The sequence below is a fragment of the Paenibacillus pinihumi DSM 23905 = JCM 16419 genome (genome assembly GCF_000422505.1).
GTDB lineage: Bacteria > Bacillota > Bacilli > Paenibacillales > Paenibacillaceae > Paenibacillus_D > Paenibacillus_D pinihumi.
The window spans coordinates 125,769-143,693 of the sequence record NZ_KE383866.1 but is presented as its reverse complement, the minus strand read 5'-3'; the positions used below and the strand labels follow the sequence as shown (position 1 = coordinate 143,693).

At 47.9% G+C, this 17,925-nt stretch carries 12 protein-coding genes; 10 read left to right on the top strand and 2 right to left on the bottom strand.

Going from position 1 to position 17,925, the window contains the following annotated elements; genetic code table 11:
• Positions 1–19: 19 nt before the first annotated feature.
• Both H583_RS0124385 and H583_RS0124380 read right to left on the bottom strand, forming a co-directional pair.
• Complete coding sequence (locus H583_RS0124385) at positions 20–502, bottom strand: RNA polymerase sigma factor (RefSeq protein WP_028562771.1); 483 nt, start codon at positions 500–502, stop codon at positions 20–22.
• Positions 503–1,229: 727 nt separating this feature from the next.
• On the bottom strand, positions 1,230–3,356 hold the full coding sequence (locus tag H583_RS0124380; protein WP_036710914.1) for an alpha-galactosidase: 2,127 nt from the start codon (positions 3,354–3,356) through the stop codon (positions 1,230–1,232).
• Positions 3,357–3,686: 330 nt separating this feature from the next.
• Between H583_RS0124380 and H583_RS0124375 the strand changes: the two genes are divergently transcribed.
• The 10 genes from H583_RS0124375 (at position 3,687) to H583_RS0124330 (ending at position 17,764) form a co-directional block, all read left to right on the top strand.
• The gene (locus H583_RS0124375; RefSeq protein ID WP_028562769.1) at positions 3,687–4,712 is read left to right on the top strand and encodes a LacI family DNA-binding transcriptional regulator; all 1,026 of its coding nucleotides are present in this window, start codon (positions 3,687–3,689) and stop codon (positions 4,710–4,712) included.
• A gap of 161 nt (positions 4,713–4,873) precedes the next feature.
• The gene (locus H583_RS0124370; RefSeq protein ID WP_028562768.1) at positions 4,874–6,250 is read left to right on the top strand and encodes an extracellular solute-binding protein; all 1,377 of its coding nucleotides are present in this window, start codon (positions 4,874–4,876) and stop codon (positions 6,248–6,250) included.
• 130 nt (positions 6,251–6,380) lie between these two features.
• On the top strand, positions 6,381–9,272 hold the full coding sequence (locus tag H583_RS0124365; protein WP_028562767.1) for an extracellular solute-binding protein: 2,892 nt from the start codon (positions 6,381–6,383) through the stop codon (positions 9,270–9,272).
• Between the two features lie 107 nt (positions 9,273–9,379).
• Positions 9,380–10,261, top strand: a complete 882-nt coding sequence (locus tag H583_RS0124360; RefSeq protein WP_081667577.1) for a carbohydrate ABC transporter permease — start codon at positions 9,380–9,382, stop codon at positions 10,259–10,261.
• A gap of 4 nt (positions 10,262–10,265) precedes the next feature.
• On the top strand, positions 10,266–11,135 hold the full coding sequence (locus tag H583_RS0124355; protein WP_028562765.1) for a carbohydrate ABC transporter permease: 870 nt from the start codon (positions 10,266–10,268) through the stop codon (positions 11,133–11,135).
• A 16-nt stretch (positions 11,136–11,151) separates the two neighbouring features.
• Positions 11,152–12,600 carry an NHL repeat-containing protein gene (locus H583_RS0124350; RefSeq protein ID WP_051236936.1) on the top strand — a complete coding sequence of 483 codons (1,449 nt, stop codon included), beginning with the start codon at positions 11,152–11,154 and terminating at the stop codon, positions 12,598–12,600.
• Positions 12,590–13,210, top strand: a complete 621-nt coding sequence (locus H583_RS0124345; RefSeq protein WP_028562763.1) for a Yip1 family protein — start codon at positions 12,590–12,592, stop codon at positions 13,208–13,210. The genes H583_RS0124350 and H583_RS0124345 overlap by 11 nt, the downstream gene beginning before the upstream one ends.
• Before the next feature lie 19 nt (positions 13,211–13,229).
• Positions 13,230–15,839 carry a DUF5696 domain-containing protein gene (locus tag H583_RS34130; protein ID WP_051236934.1) on the top strand — a complete coding sequence of 870 codons (2,610 nt, stop codon included), beginning with the start codon at positions 13,230–13,232 and terminating at the stop codon, positions 15,837–15,839.
• Entirely contained in the window at positions 15,836–16,741 is a 906-nt protein-coding gene (locus tag H583_RS0124335; protein WP_028562762.1) for a carbohydrate ABC transporter permease, read from the top strand. The genes H583_RS34130 and H583_RS0124335 overlap by 4 nt, the downstream gene beginning before the upstream one ends.
• Before the next feature lie 18 nt (positions 16,742–16,759).
• Positions 16,760–17,764 (top strand): carbohydrate ABC transporter permease, encoded by a 1,005-nt coding sequence (locus H583_RS0124330; RefSeq protein WP_081667522.1) that lies wholly within the window; start codon positions 16,760–16,762, stop codon positions 17,762–17,764.
• Positions 17,765–17,925 lie beyond the last annotated feature (161 nt).

Genomic DNA, 17,925 nt, shown 5'->3' with positions numbered 1-17,925 from the left:
GACTTATATCGGTTTCTCTTCACAGATCGGAACCTCCTATGGCTTCTTTTAAGTGCTGGCGTCCCCGCGCCAGCCAAGTACCTACAGTGGCAGGTTTTGCATGAAGAATTTCAGCGATTTCATCTATGGAATATCCCTCGTAATAGTGCAAATGGATAGGCAGCCGATATTTCTTATTCAGGGCCAGAACGGCTTGCATTACCGTGTCATCTTCCTGCGGGAGGTAACTCAAGTGCTCCGGAATCGGATTGCGGCTACGGAACCAGCCCGTTTTAAGTACATTCTTGCTTCGATTAATGGTTGTTCGGATCAGCCATGCTTTTTCATGCTCGCTGCTTTCAAATACAGGAGCTTTTTGCAGATAGGTGATGAATACTTCCTGCACAACTTCTTCTGCATCAGCAACGCTTTTCAAGTAAGTAAAGGCAATTTTGATAAGACTTTCCGAGTAGTTGATAACCGCTTGCTGTAGGGATTCATTGAGCTCATATGAATCTGGCACTTCATTTCCTCCTTTCACTATGAATACAATTCAAGAAGGCCATATTTTTCATTCGGTCAGAAAAAAATTTAATTCTTTATAAAAATAGATTTAAACAAAGATTTAAAAACAGGACTCTTAGCGGTATTTTGGTGACAGGCTCCGAGATAAAGGGCTCTTCCGATTGCCCAGCGTAAACGAATCTGCCAAGGATTACTAGACAGTAACTTTTCGCGTAGAAATCTAAGACGATCTGCGATTCAATAGATCGCTCTTAGATTTTGTTATAGACCGATTTCCCTGAATGAATCATGAAACGCGTTACAGAAAAAGGACCTTTTATCCATTAAGAACTTAATACCCTGCACCATCATTTCTAACGGACAAAATCAACTAAATGATCCTGAAGGCATGTTCCTTCTATATAAAGAAGTTGCCATTCTGACGAATTCTAATCACGTGAGAGGATTTTTTTGAGAAATTGATAAGGCTGGCCGGGAAAGAGAGGAAAAAACGTATAGGTGGGAGAGGGGGAATAATGAAGTACAGAGCATTAGAAGTTAGACGCATAAGTATAATTGGCAGAATCACACGAAAGTAGACATACAGAATAAGGGATATAGAAAAGGGTGAGTTGACGGAAGAGGCGGGGGGAGTAGTGAAAGTTCAGCACAAACAAGGTACAACCTGCGGGACTGAGCCCCTGGTTGTACCTTGTTTAGCAAACTTATTCAAGCTGAAGCAATGATTAAGCTTTTACTTCATTGATTTTGATCATTTTGCTCGCATTGTCGTCGTAGAGGTTGAGATCGATGCCTCTGAACATCAGTGCGCTGCCGCTAACCGGCTCTTCAATATCCGTTACGTTGTAGAGCGCATCTTCTTTCAGCCCTCTCAGATAAACTTTTGGAGAAGGATTTCCGAATTTTTGCGGATACTTCAGTGCGAACAGAACGGATTCGGTTTGGTCATGAGATACATATTGAACAGCCGTCGTATTGCCTGCTCTTGGAGAGAGAAGACGATACTGGTTGCCCTTTTGGACGATGTGGCGAATCAATTTGTACTCTGCGATCCAATGACGGGATTCTTCCAAATCTTCCTCGGACCATTGTGTCAGATTGCCGCCGATTCCAAGCGAGCCCATCATGGAAGAGTGGAAGCGGTAAGCAACCGGAGTCGGACGGTTTTTCACCCATTTAGCGGAATCTGCTACCCAGCACATCATGGCTTGCGCATTGTATGCCAAGGAATAGCCTTCTTGAATGTACAGTCTGTCATACGGATCGGTATTGTCGCTCGTCCATACTTCGTCTGTCAGTCTCATGATACCGAGGTCAATACGCGCGCCGCCGCCGGAGCAAGCTTCAAAGGCAACATGCGGGTGCTTTTCACGCAGGCGTGCAATAATGTCATACAGACCTTGCGCGTGGCGGACCCAGATTTCCTTTTGAATTTCCTTCGGCGCATCCAGCCATCCCGGTTCACTAAAGGAACGGTTCATATCCCATTTCACGAAATAGATGCTGTTTTCGCTCAGCAGCTTATCCAATGATTCAAACATGAACGCTTGAACCTCAGGCTTCCCTACATTCAATACAAGCTGATTACGGCTCTCGGTACGCGGACGGTTAGGGAAGTGGTATACCCAATCCGGATGATTGCGGTACAGCTCGCTGTCCGGGTTCACCATCTCCGGCTCTACCCAGATCCCGAACTTCATGCCCAGCGATTCGACTTTGTCGATCAACGGCTTGAGGCCGTTCGGGAATTTCTCCGGATTGACGGTCCAGTCTCCAAGACCGGCACGGTCATGGTGGCGCTCGCCAAACCAGCCGTCATCGATAACGAACAATTCAACGCCGATAGCAGCAGCCTTCTCGGCAAGTGCGGTCTGACCTTGCTCATTAACATCGAAGTAAGTAGCTTCCCAGGAGTTGTACAGAACCGGTCTTACACCATCAGCGATCGGCTTCGGAAGCACATGCTCGCGCTGATACTGATGGAAGTTGCGGCTTGCCTGGCCGAAGCCGCCGCGTGTGTAACCGCCGGAAAATACAGGTGTCTGGAAGGACTTGCCGCCCTCAAGATGCCAAGAGAAGTCGAAGTCATGGACACCGCCGGATACTTGCAGCAGCTTAAACGGATTATACTCAACGGTAATTTTCCAGTTTCCGCTCCAGCCGAGCGCTCCGAACCATATCTCGCCCTGATCCTCATCAGCTGTACCGCGGTCGATAGCAAACCAAGGGTTTGCCTGAACGCCGGTGTTGCCGCGCTTGCTCTCGATTGTCTTTTTGCCAGGTGTAATTTCATCCTGATAGATTTGCGTCTCTTCAATCCATTTTCCTGCTAAATGAGTCAAGCGGTAACGGTCACCGCGTGGCGCATGCCAGGTTCCAGAAAGCGCTTGCTCCAATGTGATTGCATCTTGACCAATATTTTCGATAACGGCATGCCGTTCGATAATATCATGCTCAGGGAACAGGCGATAGTGAAGGTGGACGAGCAGAGGATAGTGGGTATCCTTCAATACGATAACCAGCTCATCGGACTGAGCGCCTTCATTAATGCGGTGTTCTTTATACACAAGTCTTGTATCGCGTACCTGATCAGAGAACGTCGCTTTCAAGCAAGGCTCATAGTAGTACATCCCGCCCCACGCGGGGTACTCCTGTTGCAAAATGCCGCCGGACGGCTCAAATGAAGAATGATGGATCGCCGTATTCACATCCGGAAGATCGGATACAAATGGAAGCTTGGAACCAAAGTATAAGTGTTTTAAAGTTCCGTTCTGGTCAACGCCCAAACCATAAGATACGTTTTTACCTTGAAGCAGCCAGCGGGACGTTTGCTTATCAAACAACAATGCCAATCTGATTCGCCTCTTCTCGTTTTTTAGTGAATAATTACTGTATAAGTATATAAGATTTAAGTGAAAAAAGAAATAAAATCTTTGAAAATCGATCCCAATATTATTATCAAGATCAATTTGAAAGGTGAAAAGTATACAATTGTAAATTTTGGTTGTCAAACCAATCCGGTTTTGCTATGATGAAATTGCTGAAAATTAAGTGTAATATCACTGAACAAATTTCACCTGACGTTTTATCCGTGTGCAGACAAGTGCCGCGGTTTTGTCAAAGCCCGTGAAATAACTTAAAATAGATGCGTATTTATCTCATATACAGACAGGGTGAACAGCATGGCAACGATTCGTGACATCGCTAAATTGGCGGGGGTATCCAGTGTGACCGTTTCCAGGGTATTGAACCGGGACAGCACGCTTTCCGTTTCTGACGAAACACGGCAGCGCATAATTTCCATAGCAGAGGAATTGGATTATAAGACTCCCCGCAACCGCAAGGCCAAAGGTGAGAAAGATTTATCGAACCTCAAGATTGGTACGGTGATGTTCCTGACCGAACATCAGGAAGAAATGGATAATTACTTTCTGTCCATTCGCCACGGCATTGAGAAAGAATGCATGGCGCTGGGGATCAGTTCTACGAATATTATAAGAAAGTCCCTGCACAGTAACCCGGAGATGACGTTCGGCGATGTAGACGGCCTGATATTTATTGACAGATCGTTCGACTTTACCGTGGAGCATGCGAAGCAGGTTAAAAATGTCGTATTTATCGACTCTTCACCCGATGTTGAGAGCTTCGATTCCGTTGTCATCGATTTTGAACGCGTTACCAAACTGGCGCTGGATCATTTGTTCAGTCTCGGACATACGAAAATCGGTTATATCGGCGGCTTCCGCACGTATGGCAAAGATTTGCGCGAATACTATTACGAGCGGCTGATGAAGGAAAAGGAACTGTACAATGCCGAGCATGTGTATATTGGTGAATGGGGGACGCCTGAGGGCAACCGGTTAATGAATGAAGCGATAGCCAAGGGGAATTTGCCAACAGCCTTCTTTGTTGCCAGTGATCCACTTGCGATTGGAGCTATACATGCGCTGAAGGAAGCAGGAATACGGGTTCCTGAGGATGTTGCAATTGTCGGTTTCAATGATATCGAAATCTCCCAATTTATGAGCCCGCCATTAACAACAATCCGTATTCAGGCTGAGATGATGGGAAGAATGGCAGTGAAGCTGCTAGTTGATCAAATGAACGGGCGGGATATTCCGGTTCAGGTGACGGTGCCTGCCAAGCTAATGGTCCGCAGCAGCTGCGGGTCGCAAATTGCTTCATTAAAGGAGGTGAGTCCTGTGTAGACAGGTGAAATTCGGGGAGGTCGCCAGATGCCATAAAGCAAGGGGAATATTGGCGGCAATTTTAGATAGCCTTTCATTTATGAAATGATAGCGCTGTCAACCTAATAAATGAAAAATAAGGGTCAAAGCAACTATTTAACAAACGAGAGGTGCGTAAAAAAATGAAGAAAATGAAACCGCTTGCAATGTTTTCGCTTGTTTTCGCTTTGATGTTCTCTCTGACGGCATGCAGCAGCGGCAATGCGCCAACGCCTTCCGAGCCGGCGAACAAAAACAACAACACAAATAAACAGGAAGAACAACAGCCGGTTGTAGAAGAAGAGAAATACGATCTGGGTGGCAGAGAGATTAAAATTTCCGCCTGGTGGGACGGTTCGCCAAACCCGGAGACGCCTGAGGGCGAAAAAGCGTTGGCACTCCAGGCAGAGGTTGAGAAGAAATATAACGTGAAAATCAAATACGTAGCCCAGGATATGTGGGAAACGGCTGAAAAGCTGTCCTCGACTGTTATGGCAGGCGAGCCTTATGCCGATCTGGTACTGATCCCGCACGTGTTTGTTCTCAGCCTGCTGAAGGGCGGATACTTCACAGCGCTTGATGATGTCATGAACGTGAAGGAAGAAACCAAGCTCTCCGATCTGATGATTGAATCCGGAAGCTACGGTACAGGGAAAACTTATGGATTCCTTCCAGGTGTTCCGTTGTTTGATAATACTGGACTTTTCTATAACAAGCGTATCTTCCAGGATGCAGGAATGCCAACACCAACCGAATTGCAAGAGCAAGGCAAATGGGATTGGGATGCATTCGTGGATGCAGCGAAGAAGCTGACACTGAGCAAAAGCGGAAGCGGAAAAATTGACCAATGGGGTCTGACAGGTTCTACTTTCTCAATCGCGGCTAATTTGATTTATTCGAACGGTGGCGTCATTTATGACGAGGATACACAGAAAGTTGCACTGGATTCCCCAAATGCAATGGAAGGCCTGGAAATGATGAATAAGCTGTTTAATGAGTACAAAATCGTGAAACGCGATGAAGGTAACTCATGGGAAGATCCGGCGAGATTCTTCAGAGAAGGCAAAGTTGCGATGTACCCGGGCGGTCTGTGGGAAGTAGGCAACCGGATGCAAAACCAGATGGAAGATGAATACGCTTTCGTGCCATTCCCTAAAGGGCCAAAAGCAGATAAATTCATCATGGGTCAACCGCAAATGCATATCAATGTCATTCCAAGAGGCGTTAAAGACGCAAAAGTTGTTTATAAAATCTGGGAAGATCTGAATGACTTCGATCATATCGAAGAAAATAACCGCACGACAGTCGAAGCCTGGTTCTCTGATGAGTCTTCTGTAAACAACGCATTGGATACCATTAACATTATCAAATTCGCCCGTTACGGCGGTCTGGATCTGGAAGATCCAATGTGGCAGCTGGTAAACGATATTGGCGCTGCAAAAGTAACACCAGCTTCCGGCGTAGCCAAAATCATGCCAACGATGCAATCGAATGTAGACAAGGTGCTGAAAGCAGAGTAACAGCAAGCTGCAATAGTCGGAGCAAATCCCTGTCAGCCAAGTCCGATAGGGATTTGCTTTCCCCGCAGAAATACATTGCGGGATAATGTGCAGATTAAATTTTTCAACAGGGCAGGGGATCGTAGTGAAAATGCCTAAGGTGTTGCGTGTTGCAGTTGTAGTCGTGCTCCTGTGCTCGGTTGTCATTCCCTCGGAAAGCGGCTGGACAAAATCCGTTTACGGCAATGCACAAAAGAACCCGACTGATGATACGTCCCAAGTCGAAATCATCCAGGGAGACAACTATGACAGTTATTTGCGAAAGCACGAGAATGCAGCCAGGCCGGATAAAAAAATTGTCATTGAAGGCGGTTCTTATGCTTATTCGGAAGGCATGGAGCCCAGAAAATTAAGTGAAGCCGGAAGCCGTCAAGGCAATTTTGTAGAAACCGGTGATACCGGGTCGATCGGATGGGATGTCAACATTCCGGAAGCCGGCCTCTATAACATGTCGATTCGCTATTATACCGTTGAAGGGAAGGCGTCATCTATTGAACGGATGCTTCAGATCGACGGCGAATTGCCATTCGCAGGAGCAAGAAGCTTCATTTTTCCGCGAATATGGATGAATGAGAAGGATCAGATTGAGCAGGATAACCGTGGGAACGACATCCGTCCCCGCCAGATCGAGGTTTTCGGATGGCAGGAGCTGCCGTTCCGGGATTCCGAAGGTTATTATGAAGAGCCGTATTCCTTTTATTTTTCAGCAGGAAAGCATACTGTAACTCTTGTTTCTTTGAAAGAACCGGTTGTCATTGACACAATTGAAATCAGTCAAATACATGAGCTTCCTACATACAAGGAGATCGAGCAAAACTATCAGACCCAGGGATTGCAAGAAACAAGCGGTCACATGATCAAAGTTCAAGGCGAGGCTGCTGTATACAAATCATCGCCTACCTTGTACCCGATTACAGACCGTTCCAACCCGAATACTGAACCGCAGTCTGTTTCCCAAATTCGCATTAATACCATTGGCGGGCACAACTGGAGAATGCCTGGAGACACGATTACTTGGAAAGTCGATGTCCCGCAGGATGGACTATATAAAATTGGTCTAAAAAGCAGGCAGGAATTTTTACGTGGTGTCTATTCGACCAGAACGCTGTGGATAGATAATGAGATTCCATTCCGGGAATTGCGGGAAATTCCGTTTAATTATTCGAGTGACTGGCAGATGAAAACGATCGGTGACGAAGATCAACCGTATCTGTTCTATCTGACGAAAGGAACGCATGAGCTGAAGCTGGAAGTCAGCCTGGGCTCAGTCGCTCCGCTTATCCGCCAGGTTCAATCGAGTATTCTGGAATTGAATGCGATTTATCGCAAGATTTTGATGATTACAGGCGGCGTTCCTGATCCATTCAGAGATTACAATCTGGAGCAGAAAATCCCTGAAATGACGGAGGTATTCCAGAGACAAAGCGAAATTCTGTATAAGGTGTCTGATCAATTAGTCGCCATAACAGGTGAAAAAAGCGACCAGGTCGCTATTTTGACCAAAATGGCTTACCAACTGCAGGATTTGGCGGCCCGGCCGGAGACGCTCCAAAATCGGGTCGAATCATTTAAAATTAATGTCGGTGGTTTAGGTACATGGATTTTGCAGGTAAGAGAGCAGCCTTTGGAAATCGACTATCTTGTCCTGGCATCGCCGGATCAGGCAATGCCGAAAGCGAAGGCGTCCTTTGGCAGCAAAATCAAGCATGAAATCAGCACGCTGCTGAGCTCCTTCTTTGTCGATTACAACAGCATCGGCAATACAAGTGAGGATGAACGTTCGGTTACGGTATGGGTCGGAACAGGTCGTGACCAGGCGCAGGTACTCAAAGCGATGGCTGATGATACCTTTTCACAGCAGACAGGCATTAGCGTAAACCTGAAACTGGTCAATCCTACGGTTCTGATGCCGGCTACTTTATCCGGACAGGGGCCGGATGTCGCGATGCAGATTTCCAATGATATTCCCGTCAACTATGGGATGCGGAAGGCGATTGTAGACTTGACCCAATTCAGCGACTATGAAGAAGTTGCATCGCGTTTCCGCGACAGTGCGGTAACACCTTACAGATTTCAGGGTTCTGTATTCGCTCTGCCTGAGCAGCAAGTGTTCCCGATGCTGTTTTACCGCAAAGATATTGTTGAGGAATTGGGACTGAAAGTTCCGCAAACATGGGACGACATCTACGAGGTTGTTCCGGTATTGAAGAAGCATCATATGGATTTTGCGCTTCCGATTGCTGAAACTTCCGGCGTATCGACGCTGGAGCCGAGCAAGGCATTCGCGATGATGCTTTATCAGCAGGACGGTTCCTTCTATAAGAATAGCGGAGAGGAAAGCAGCCTCAATTCCGAGGTATCCATGCAGGCATTCAAAAAATGGACGGATTTCTTTGTCAATTACAAGTTTCCGCTTCAATTTGATTTGACCACCCGCTTCAGAACAGGTGAAATTCCAATGGCCATTACGGATTATACCTTCTATAATACGCTATCCGTCTCGGCACCGGAAATTCGTGGATTATGGGGCTTTACGACTGTTCCGGGCATCGAACAGAATGACGGTTCGATCCGGCGCGACGTTTCCAGTGGAGGAACCTCGGTCATTATGATGGACCAGGCCAAGGATAAGGAAGCTGCGTGGGAATTCATGAAGTGGTGGACGAGTAGAGAAACACAGGTCCGTTTCGGGCGTGAGATGGAGGGGCTCATGGGAGCTGCTGCACGCTACCCGACGGCAAATATTGAAGCCTTGAAGGAGCTGCCATGGCCTACGCTGGATTATCAGAATCTGGAGCAGCAATGGCATTGGGTGAAGGGAATTCCGGAAGTGCCGGGCGGTTACTATACCGGACGTAACCTGGACAATGCATTCCGGGAAGTGATCAACAACGGCACCCATCCTAGAGATGCCCTGTTCGACTATGTGGAAGAAATCAATCGTGAAATTGATTTCAAGCAAAAAGAAATTAATCTGAAATAGAGTTAGAGGTGACTGAATTGCAGCAATCAGATGCATTACCCGCAAAAGCGAAGGGAACTTCGCATCAGACAGCTGTACCGCCAAAAACGGGTAAATGGAAGAACATCATGATGGATCTCAAGCGCGATAAGCACCTCTATGTGTTGATCGCTCCTTACATGTTACTGTTCTTTATTTTTACGGTATTGCCGGTCGCGATCTCCATTCTGATTAGTCTGACCTACTTTAACATGCTGGAATTTCCGCGTTGGGCTGGCTGGGCGAACTACTCGCGTTTGTTCCTGGACGATGATATTTTCCTGATCGCGCTCAAGAATACGCTGATCTTTGCTGTCATTACGGGTCCAATCAGTTATATTGCGTGCTTCGTCTTCGCCTGGCTCATTAATGAGCTGCGGCCTAAGGTGCGCGCGTTTATGACACTGATTTTTTATGCACCGTCGATTTCAGGGAATATATACTTTATTTGGCAAATTATGTTCTCTGGCGATGCGTACGGGATCGTCAACGGTTTCCTGATGAGAACCGGATTTATCAACGAACCTATCCTATGGTTCCAAAACCCGAAATATACGCTCATGATCATTATTATTGTTCAACTGTGGCTTAGTCTCGGCACAAGCTTCCTGGCCTTCATCGCCGGTTTGCAGACCGTTGACAAGACACTGTTCGAAGCTGGTGCGGTAGACGGCATTCGCAACCGCTGGCAGGAACTTTGGTACATTACGCTGCCATCGATGCGCCCACAGTTGATGTTCGGGGCTGTCATCCAGATTACGGCATCGTTTGCCGTGGCTGATGTCGCCATGAACTTGGCAGGCTTTCCGAGTGTGCAATACTCGGCGCATACAGTTGTCACTCACCTGATCGACTACGGTACGATCCGCTTCGAGATGGGCTATGCATCTGCGATTGCCACTGTCTTGTTCATCATGATGCTGGGTTCCAACTTGATTATTCAGAAGCTGCTCAGGAAGGTGGGGGACTAAAACCGTGAAACTTGCATTTAGATTAGGCGGCGAAAAAAGAATCAACCGTTCCTGGCAAGTGGACTTTTTGCTCTTTCTCTTGCTGGGTCTGTTCGGGGCTTTTATGGCTATACCTTTGATTTACGCGATTAATAATGCGTTCAAACCGCTGGATGAGTTGTTCCTGTTCCCGCCGAAAATTTTCGTTCGGAACCCGACGCTCAACAATTTCCCGGACTTGTTCCATTTGATGGCAAAATCATGGGTGCCGTTTTCCCGTTATATTTTTAATACAGTCTTCATTACATTTGCGGGTACGGTCGGGCACGTCATTTTGGCTTCGGCTGCAGCGTATCCGCTGGCTAAGTATAACTTCCGCGGCTCCAAGACATTGTTTTCAATTGTAGTCTTGTCCCTGATGTTCTCTACACAGGTAACCGCAATTCCAAACTATATGACGATGTCCTTTCTGGGCTGGATTGACACGTATTGGGCCATTATTATTCCGGCCTTTGCTTTTCCGCTCGGTCTGTATCTAATGAAGCAATTTATTGAGCAGATTCCGATGGCATTAATTGAAGCGGCAAAAATTGACGGCGCCAATGAATACCGGATTTTTTGGACCGTTGTGATGCCGCTTGTTAAGCCGGCATGGTTCACATTAATTATTTTGCTGTTCCAGATGCTGTGGGCAACGGACGGCGGCAGCTTCATCTACAGCGAGGAGCTGAAGACGATGCACTATGCCATGGGGCAAATCATACAAGGCGGTATCGCCCGTGCAGGCGTAGCAGCGGCAGTAGCCTTGCTGCTCATGACTGTTCCGGTCGTGATGTTCATCATTACCCAGAGCCAGATCATCCAGACGATGGCATCTTCCGGTATTAAGGAATAGGGCAGGAGGGAATCAATTGAAGCTCATCAAGTCAATGTGCAAAGCAGCTCTACTGCTCGCTGCATTCAGTTTGTTTGCATCCCCGCTTCAGGCGGCGCCCTATGACGGGTATTCATATTATTATTGGGGAACAACAGCCAGCACCCCGAATGCTTACCTGCCGGAAAAAGTCATTGACGGCGCGGAGCAAGGCGTTGGCAAGCTGAATAGTCCGACAGATATGTTTGTAGGAGCTGACGGGCAGGTCTATGTGCTGGATGCCGGCAACGGACGCATTGTCGTCTTTGATAAAGATTGGAAGGCCGTAAGGCAAATTCGTGAATTCAAGAACGGAGCCAAGCAGGAGCGATTTGCCAATCCGCAAGGAATTTTCGTAACGGATCACGGCCGGATCTACGTGGCCGATACCGACAACAGCAGAGTTGTCGAGCTGGAGGGTGACGGAACATTTGTCAGAGAAATTGGCGCTCCAAAGGCGGATGTAATCCGTGCAGGCTTTGAGTACTTCCCGAGAAAAGTCGCGGTAGACAGAGCAGGACGTATCTATGTTATCGGCCGCGGGGTGTTCGACGGCATTATGGAGATGGATTCGGACGGAAATTTCACCGGATTTATGGGAACCAACAAAGTTTCCTTTAATTTCGTGGATTATATCTGGAAGCAACTGTCGACCAAGGAGCAGCGCAGCAAGCTGGCGCAGTTCATCCCGCTGGAATTCAATAACCTGGACCTTGATCAGGAGGGCTTTCTCTATACAACTACCGCAGAAATCAGCTCAGAGGAGCCAATCAAGCGGCTTAATCCGACAGGTGTAGATGTGCTGCGCCGCGAAGGCTACATTCCGCCAATGGGGGACAGTTACTCAAGTAATCCGGACGCCAGTTCCCTGCTTATCGACATCAAAGTGGGGGACAACGGGATATATAGTGCATTGGACTCCAGAAAAGGCCGGATCTTTACGTATAATGAAGACGGCAATCTGATGTACATCTTTGGCCGGATGGGAGAACAGGTCGGGACATTTAAAACCCCGGTAGCATTGGAGAGCCGGGGGGACGAGTTCTTCGTTCTCGATCAGGCGACGAACCGTATAACGATTTTCAAGCCAACCCGCTATGGCGCTTTGATCAATCAAGCGAACGAAATGCTGATCTCAGGTCAATATACGGAGGCGGAAAGCAAGTGGAGAGAGCTGCTCACCCTGGACGCCAATAACGAAATCGCCTATGTCGGTATCGGCAAAGCGATGTTGCGGCAAGGGGAGAACAAGCTGGCAATGGAAAATCTCCACCTAGGCTATGACAGAGTGTATTACTCCAAAGCCTTTGGCAAATACCGCAAGGAAATGGTACGGGAATATTTTGGGGTCGGCATGACAGGGCTTATTGTCCTGATTGCAGTACTGTGGGGCTTGCGCTATGCAAAAAGACGGTCGACAGGAAAGGTGAAGGCGAATGTTACGTGAGATGACTAAATATCCGTTTTATGTGCTGCTTCACCCGTTCCAGGGTTTTTGGGATTTGAAATATGAGAATAAGGGCAGGCTTCGGGTGTCGCTTGCGATCCTGCTGCTATTGGCTATTGCAACAATCGTTTTGCGCCAGTATGCCGGTTTTGTTGTCAATTTCAACTTTCCTTATGATTTGAACAGCATTAACGAACTGCAATATATTGTACTGCCGTTTTTCTTATGGTGTGTAGCGAACTGGTCGTTGACAACACTGATGGACGGAGAAGGCAAATTCAAGGAAATTGTAATGGCAACCGGCTATGCGCTATTGCCTCTGGTGCTGATGCGTTTCGGCAATACGCTGATCAGCAATGTCATTACCGTTCGCGAAGCCGCATTTTATTATTTGTTTGATATACTGTCAATTCTCTGGTTTGTATGGCTGCTGTTTATCGGCACGATGACCGTACACCAGTATACCGTTCTTAAGACGATCATGACGATGCTCCTGACTTTATTCGTCATGGGGATCATTATGTTCCTGGGGCTGCTGTTTTTCAGTCTGCTGCAGGAAATGCTGGGCTTCGTGCTTGCAATCTATACCGAGATTTCATTGCGCATCTAGGAAAGGAGGCAGAATACCGGTGAACAGCAAATGGAAAACGACTTTAATCGGTGCACTTATCATCACGATGCTGGCCGGCGCAGGCGGCATCTATCATGTAGCGGCTGATCCCGGCACGAACGGGGAAACTTCAACCGAAGCAGTTGCGGAAACAAATGCCGGGCTGCCTGCCGAGCCGCCAGCAGAGGCGGCGAATGGGAGCGCAGGCACAACTTCGGTAACGGAACAGCAGCAGACGGCGGCAGCAGAAGACATTAAGATGGATCTGGCCGCCGAGAATGAATCGCTTGCCTTGTATTTCGATCGGAAAACTACAGAGATTGCCGTGAAGAACAAGAAGGACGGCTCAGTATGGTACTCCAATCCGCAGGACCGCGAGGAGGACCCGAAGGCATCAGGCTATAATAAATCCATGCTGTCCAGCCAACTGATGCTGTCCTTCTCCGACAGCTCCGGCAAGCCGCAGCAGTATAACAACTTTAATCAGAGTGTCCAGTACGAGCAATTTGAATATGAGAAGCTGAAGGACGGTCTTAAAATCACGTATACCGTTGGTGAAAAGCTTCGTGGCGTGGAGCAGGTTCCGCCGCTAATCGGCGAGGAACGGTTTCAGACGCTCATTCTGGACAAAATCAAGGATGAGAAGGTCAAGAGCGATATGCTGAAGCGCTTCAAGCTCAATGAAGCCAAACAAGCTTATGAACGCCGCGATCAGGCACTGAACGGGATGGCGTTGACCCGGACACTTAAAGTATTCGAAGAGGTTGGCTACACCGAGGAAGAAATGAACATCGACCGCGAAGCCTTCGCAGACGGAGAAGGAGCAAGCCAGGCATTGTTCGTGCTTCCGGTGACGTACCGGCTGGATGGCGATCAGTTCGTTGTCAACGTTTCAACGGAAGAGATTGATGCGAAGGGCTTTTATTTGCAGACGCTTTCGGTACTTCCGTACTTTGGCGCTGCGGGAACGCGCGAAGAGGGTTATATGTTCGTTCCGGACGGATCGGGCTCATTGATCCGGCTAAATAACGGCAAGCTGGAAGCTTCCCCTTATAATGAATCGCTGTATGGCATAGATCAGACCCGCTATAACCGCTTCAAGCCGATGAGCGGCTATCCGGCACGCTTGCCGGTCTTCGGTATGAAAAAGGGAGATAAGGCGCTTGTAGGCATCATTGAGAATGGTGACGGAATCGGACGGGTGGAGGCTGATGTTAGCGGCCGGACAAATTCGTACAATGTGGTATACAGCAGCTATGCGGTCAATGTGTTTGAACCGCTGACGCTATCCGGCAACTGGACAACGCAGACCGTCCCGAAATTCCAGAGTGAGTCCTATCATGGAAATCTGACGGTCCGGTACGCTTTCCTTCAAGGAGAGCAAGCCAGTTATTCAGGGATGGCCTCCTTCTACCGTTCGTATCTGACAGATAAGCATAAGCTTGAGAAGTTGGAGCAAAAGGATCAAACCCCGTTCTTCCTGGAATTAATCGGCGGTGTTCCGAAGAGGAAGTTTTTCCTTGGCATACCTTATGATGCTTACGAGCCGCTGACGACTTTTGGTCAGGCCCAGGAAATTTTGGAGGAGCTGAAAGGCAGCGGGATGGGAAATATCAAGCTTCGCTATACGGGCTGGTTCAATGGAGGCGTAACGCACTCCATCCCGTCATCTGTCTCGGTTGACAGCAAGCTGGGAGGCAAGAAGGGCCTGAATCAACTGGTGGAGTATGGAAAAAGCAATGGTGTGGACGTGTATCCGGACGCCTCGTTTACGAGAGTGCTGCGGGAAACATGGGGATTCAGCCCGAAAAAGGAAGCTTCACGTACGATTACCGGAGCACTCGCCAGCTATTATCCGTATGACTTGGCCGGCTATTATAAACAGGTATGGCTTGATCCGGGCTACGTATTGTCACCGCTGAAGCTGCCCGGAGTAGTAGAGGGCTTCAAAGCAGACTACAAGAAGCTGAATGTTTCTGCACTGTCTCTGAATGATATGGGAGAAGAATTAAACTCTGATTTTAATACAAAGCATGTCGTAACCAGAGAACATACGAAGCAGATTATTCAGGAGCAATTGGCAGGCCTGAATACCGATGCGAAGCTGATGATCTCCGGCGGCAATGCATACGGGCTGCCCTATGCGGACAGCGTCATCAATGCCCCGTTCTCCAGCAGCGGCTACAATATTACCGACCAGAGCGTGCCGTTCTATCAAATTGCACTTCACGGTTATGTGGACTATGCGGGAACCGCAATGAATATGTCAGATGACCAGGAAATCCGGCCGCAAATGCTGAAGGCGCTGGAGACCGGATCAAATCTGAATTTCAAATGGTTCTATGCCAAGTCTTCCTCTGTGAAAGAGACGGAATTCGATTATTTGTACTCGGCGCAGTACAAAAATTGGATTCAAGAAGCGACTGCCGCATACAACGAAGTGGATGAAGTGCTGCGCAAGGTCCGGAGCCAGACGATCCGGGATCACCGGATGCTGGAGAAGGGCGTGTACCAAACCACTTTTGAGAATGGAACAACTGTGGTCGTCAATTACAACGACTATGCAATCAACGTAGAAGGAGATGCCGTCGAAGCGATGGGATACCTTATTGGAGGCGAGCGCAATTGAAGCTACCCAAATTCGGGCTGACGCTGCATCAGAAGCAAAAATATAAAGGCGTATGGTTTATCCTGCCGTGGTTTGCGGGGTTTATTTTCCTGTTCCTCATTCCACTGATTAACTCATTGCGCTACAGCTTCAGCACCTTGAAGGTGGATGAAACCGGCTTTTCAATTTACAATGCGGGCTGGTCAAATTACAAAAACGCCCTGTTTCAGAATGAGCACTATGTCAGAACCTTGACCGAATCTTTGCTTAACATGGTCATTAACGTACCTTTGATCGTAATATTCAGCTTGTTTGCAGCGGTGCTGTTGAATCAGAAGTTTAAGGGGAGGGGGCTCGCCAGAGCGATCTTCTTCCTCCCGGTTATTCTGGCATCCGGCATCATCGCTTCTATCGAAAGCGGAGACTATATGCAGAGCGTAATCAAGAATGCGAGCTCATCGACGAGCGGCGAATTCGCAATGTTCCAAAATCTGCAGCTTGCCAAACTGCTCTACCAGTCCGGTGTGAACCATTATATTGTTGAATACCTGGTGGGAGCGGTCAACCGGATTTACCAGATCGTTACGGCTTCCGGTGTGCAAATTTTGATTTTCGTAGCGGGGCTGCAGTCCATTTCAGGCTCTCTTTATGAAGCATCGAAGATTGAAGGGGCAACGGCTTATGAGTCCTTCTGGAAAATTACGTTCCCGATGATCAGCCCGCTGATTCTGACCAACGTTCTTTACTCCATCATTGACAATTTGCTGACCAGCCCGACGACCCGTCAAATCCGGGACACGGCTTTCAAAAATTTTCAGTTCGGCCTGAGCGCATCGATGGCATGGATTTACTTTATAATCATCTCCATCTTCTTGTGGCTTGTCGCAGTGCTGATTTCGAGAAAAGTATTCTATTATGATTAACCGGCAAGGAGGAGCAGCATGAAAACAGAAACGGCACAAACGCAGCAGGGAGTCATGAGCCAGCTGGGACAGCGGATGGCCAAAGGAAGCTTTTGGGCAAACAAGCTGAAGTCATGGCTATGGATTTTCGTCCGGTCGGTTTTGATTTGCGGGATTTCATTTATTATTCTTTACCCGATCCTGATCAAGGTTATGATTGCGGTCAAGGACCCGATCGATATGTATGACGCGACGGTTGTGTGGATTCCGAAGCATTTTACGCTGGATAATTTCGCCCTTGTCAGCAAGGCGCTCAATTATCCGAAGATTTTGCTGAATACTGTACTGCTGTCCGGACTGGTGATGCTGCTGCAGACCTTCTCCTGCGTTCTTGCAGGATACGGCTTTTCACGAATTAAATTCCGCGGCAGCGGCCTGTTGTTCGGGTGCGTGATCTTTACAATTCTCGTGCCGCCACAGACGATTATGATCCCGACATACTTGCAGTATAAAAACTTTGATGTCCTCGGCCTGATCTCTCTTATCCAGGGGCAGCCGTCGAATCTGATCAACTCCTATTGGCCGTTCATCATTTCTTCGATGCTTGGCATGGGATTGAAAACGGGATTGTTTGTCTATATTTTCCGGCAGTTTTTCAGAGGTATTCCCAAGGAGATGGAGGAGGCTGCACTCGTCGACGGGTCCGGAACTTTCGGTACGTTCATCCGCATTATTTTGCCGAATGCCATTCCTTCCGTCGTTACAGTCATGTTGTTCTCTTTCGTATGGCAGTGGAATGACTCTTTCTTCACCAGCATGATTTTGAACGATGCGAAGGTCATGTCGTCCATGCTGTCTACAGCCGGGGCACAAATTCTATTCTTCCTGGATACGCCGGGAGCATCCTCGAAGCCTGATCCGCTGTATCTGTCCATGATTCAAAATACCGCTGTACTGATGGCGATTTTGCCATTGATCATTATGTATCTGTTCGTACAGCGCCACTTTGTTGAGAGCATGGAACGGAGCGGTGTCGTCGGTTAATAGTTAGCAGACCGAACAATTTTATATTTGCAAGCGAAGCGCCGCTGTTTCTTCCGGAACAGCGGCGGTCTTTTGGATTGGAATTTGGTTGCAGTCATGGAACAACAGCGATCGGAAGAACATTTCACACGGCAGCCTTGCTCGAAAGTTCATTTACCGAA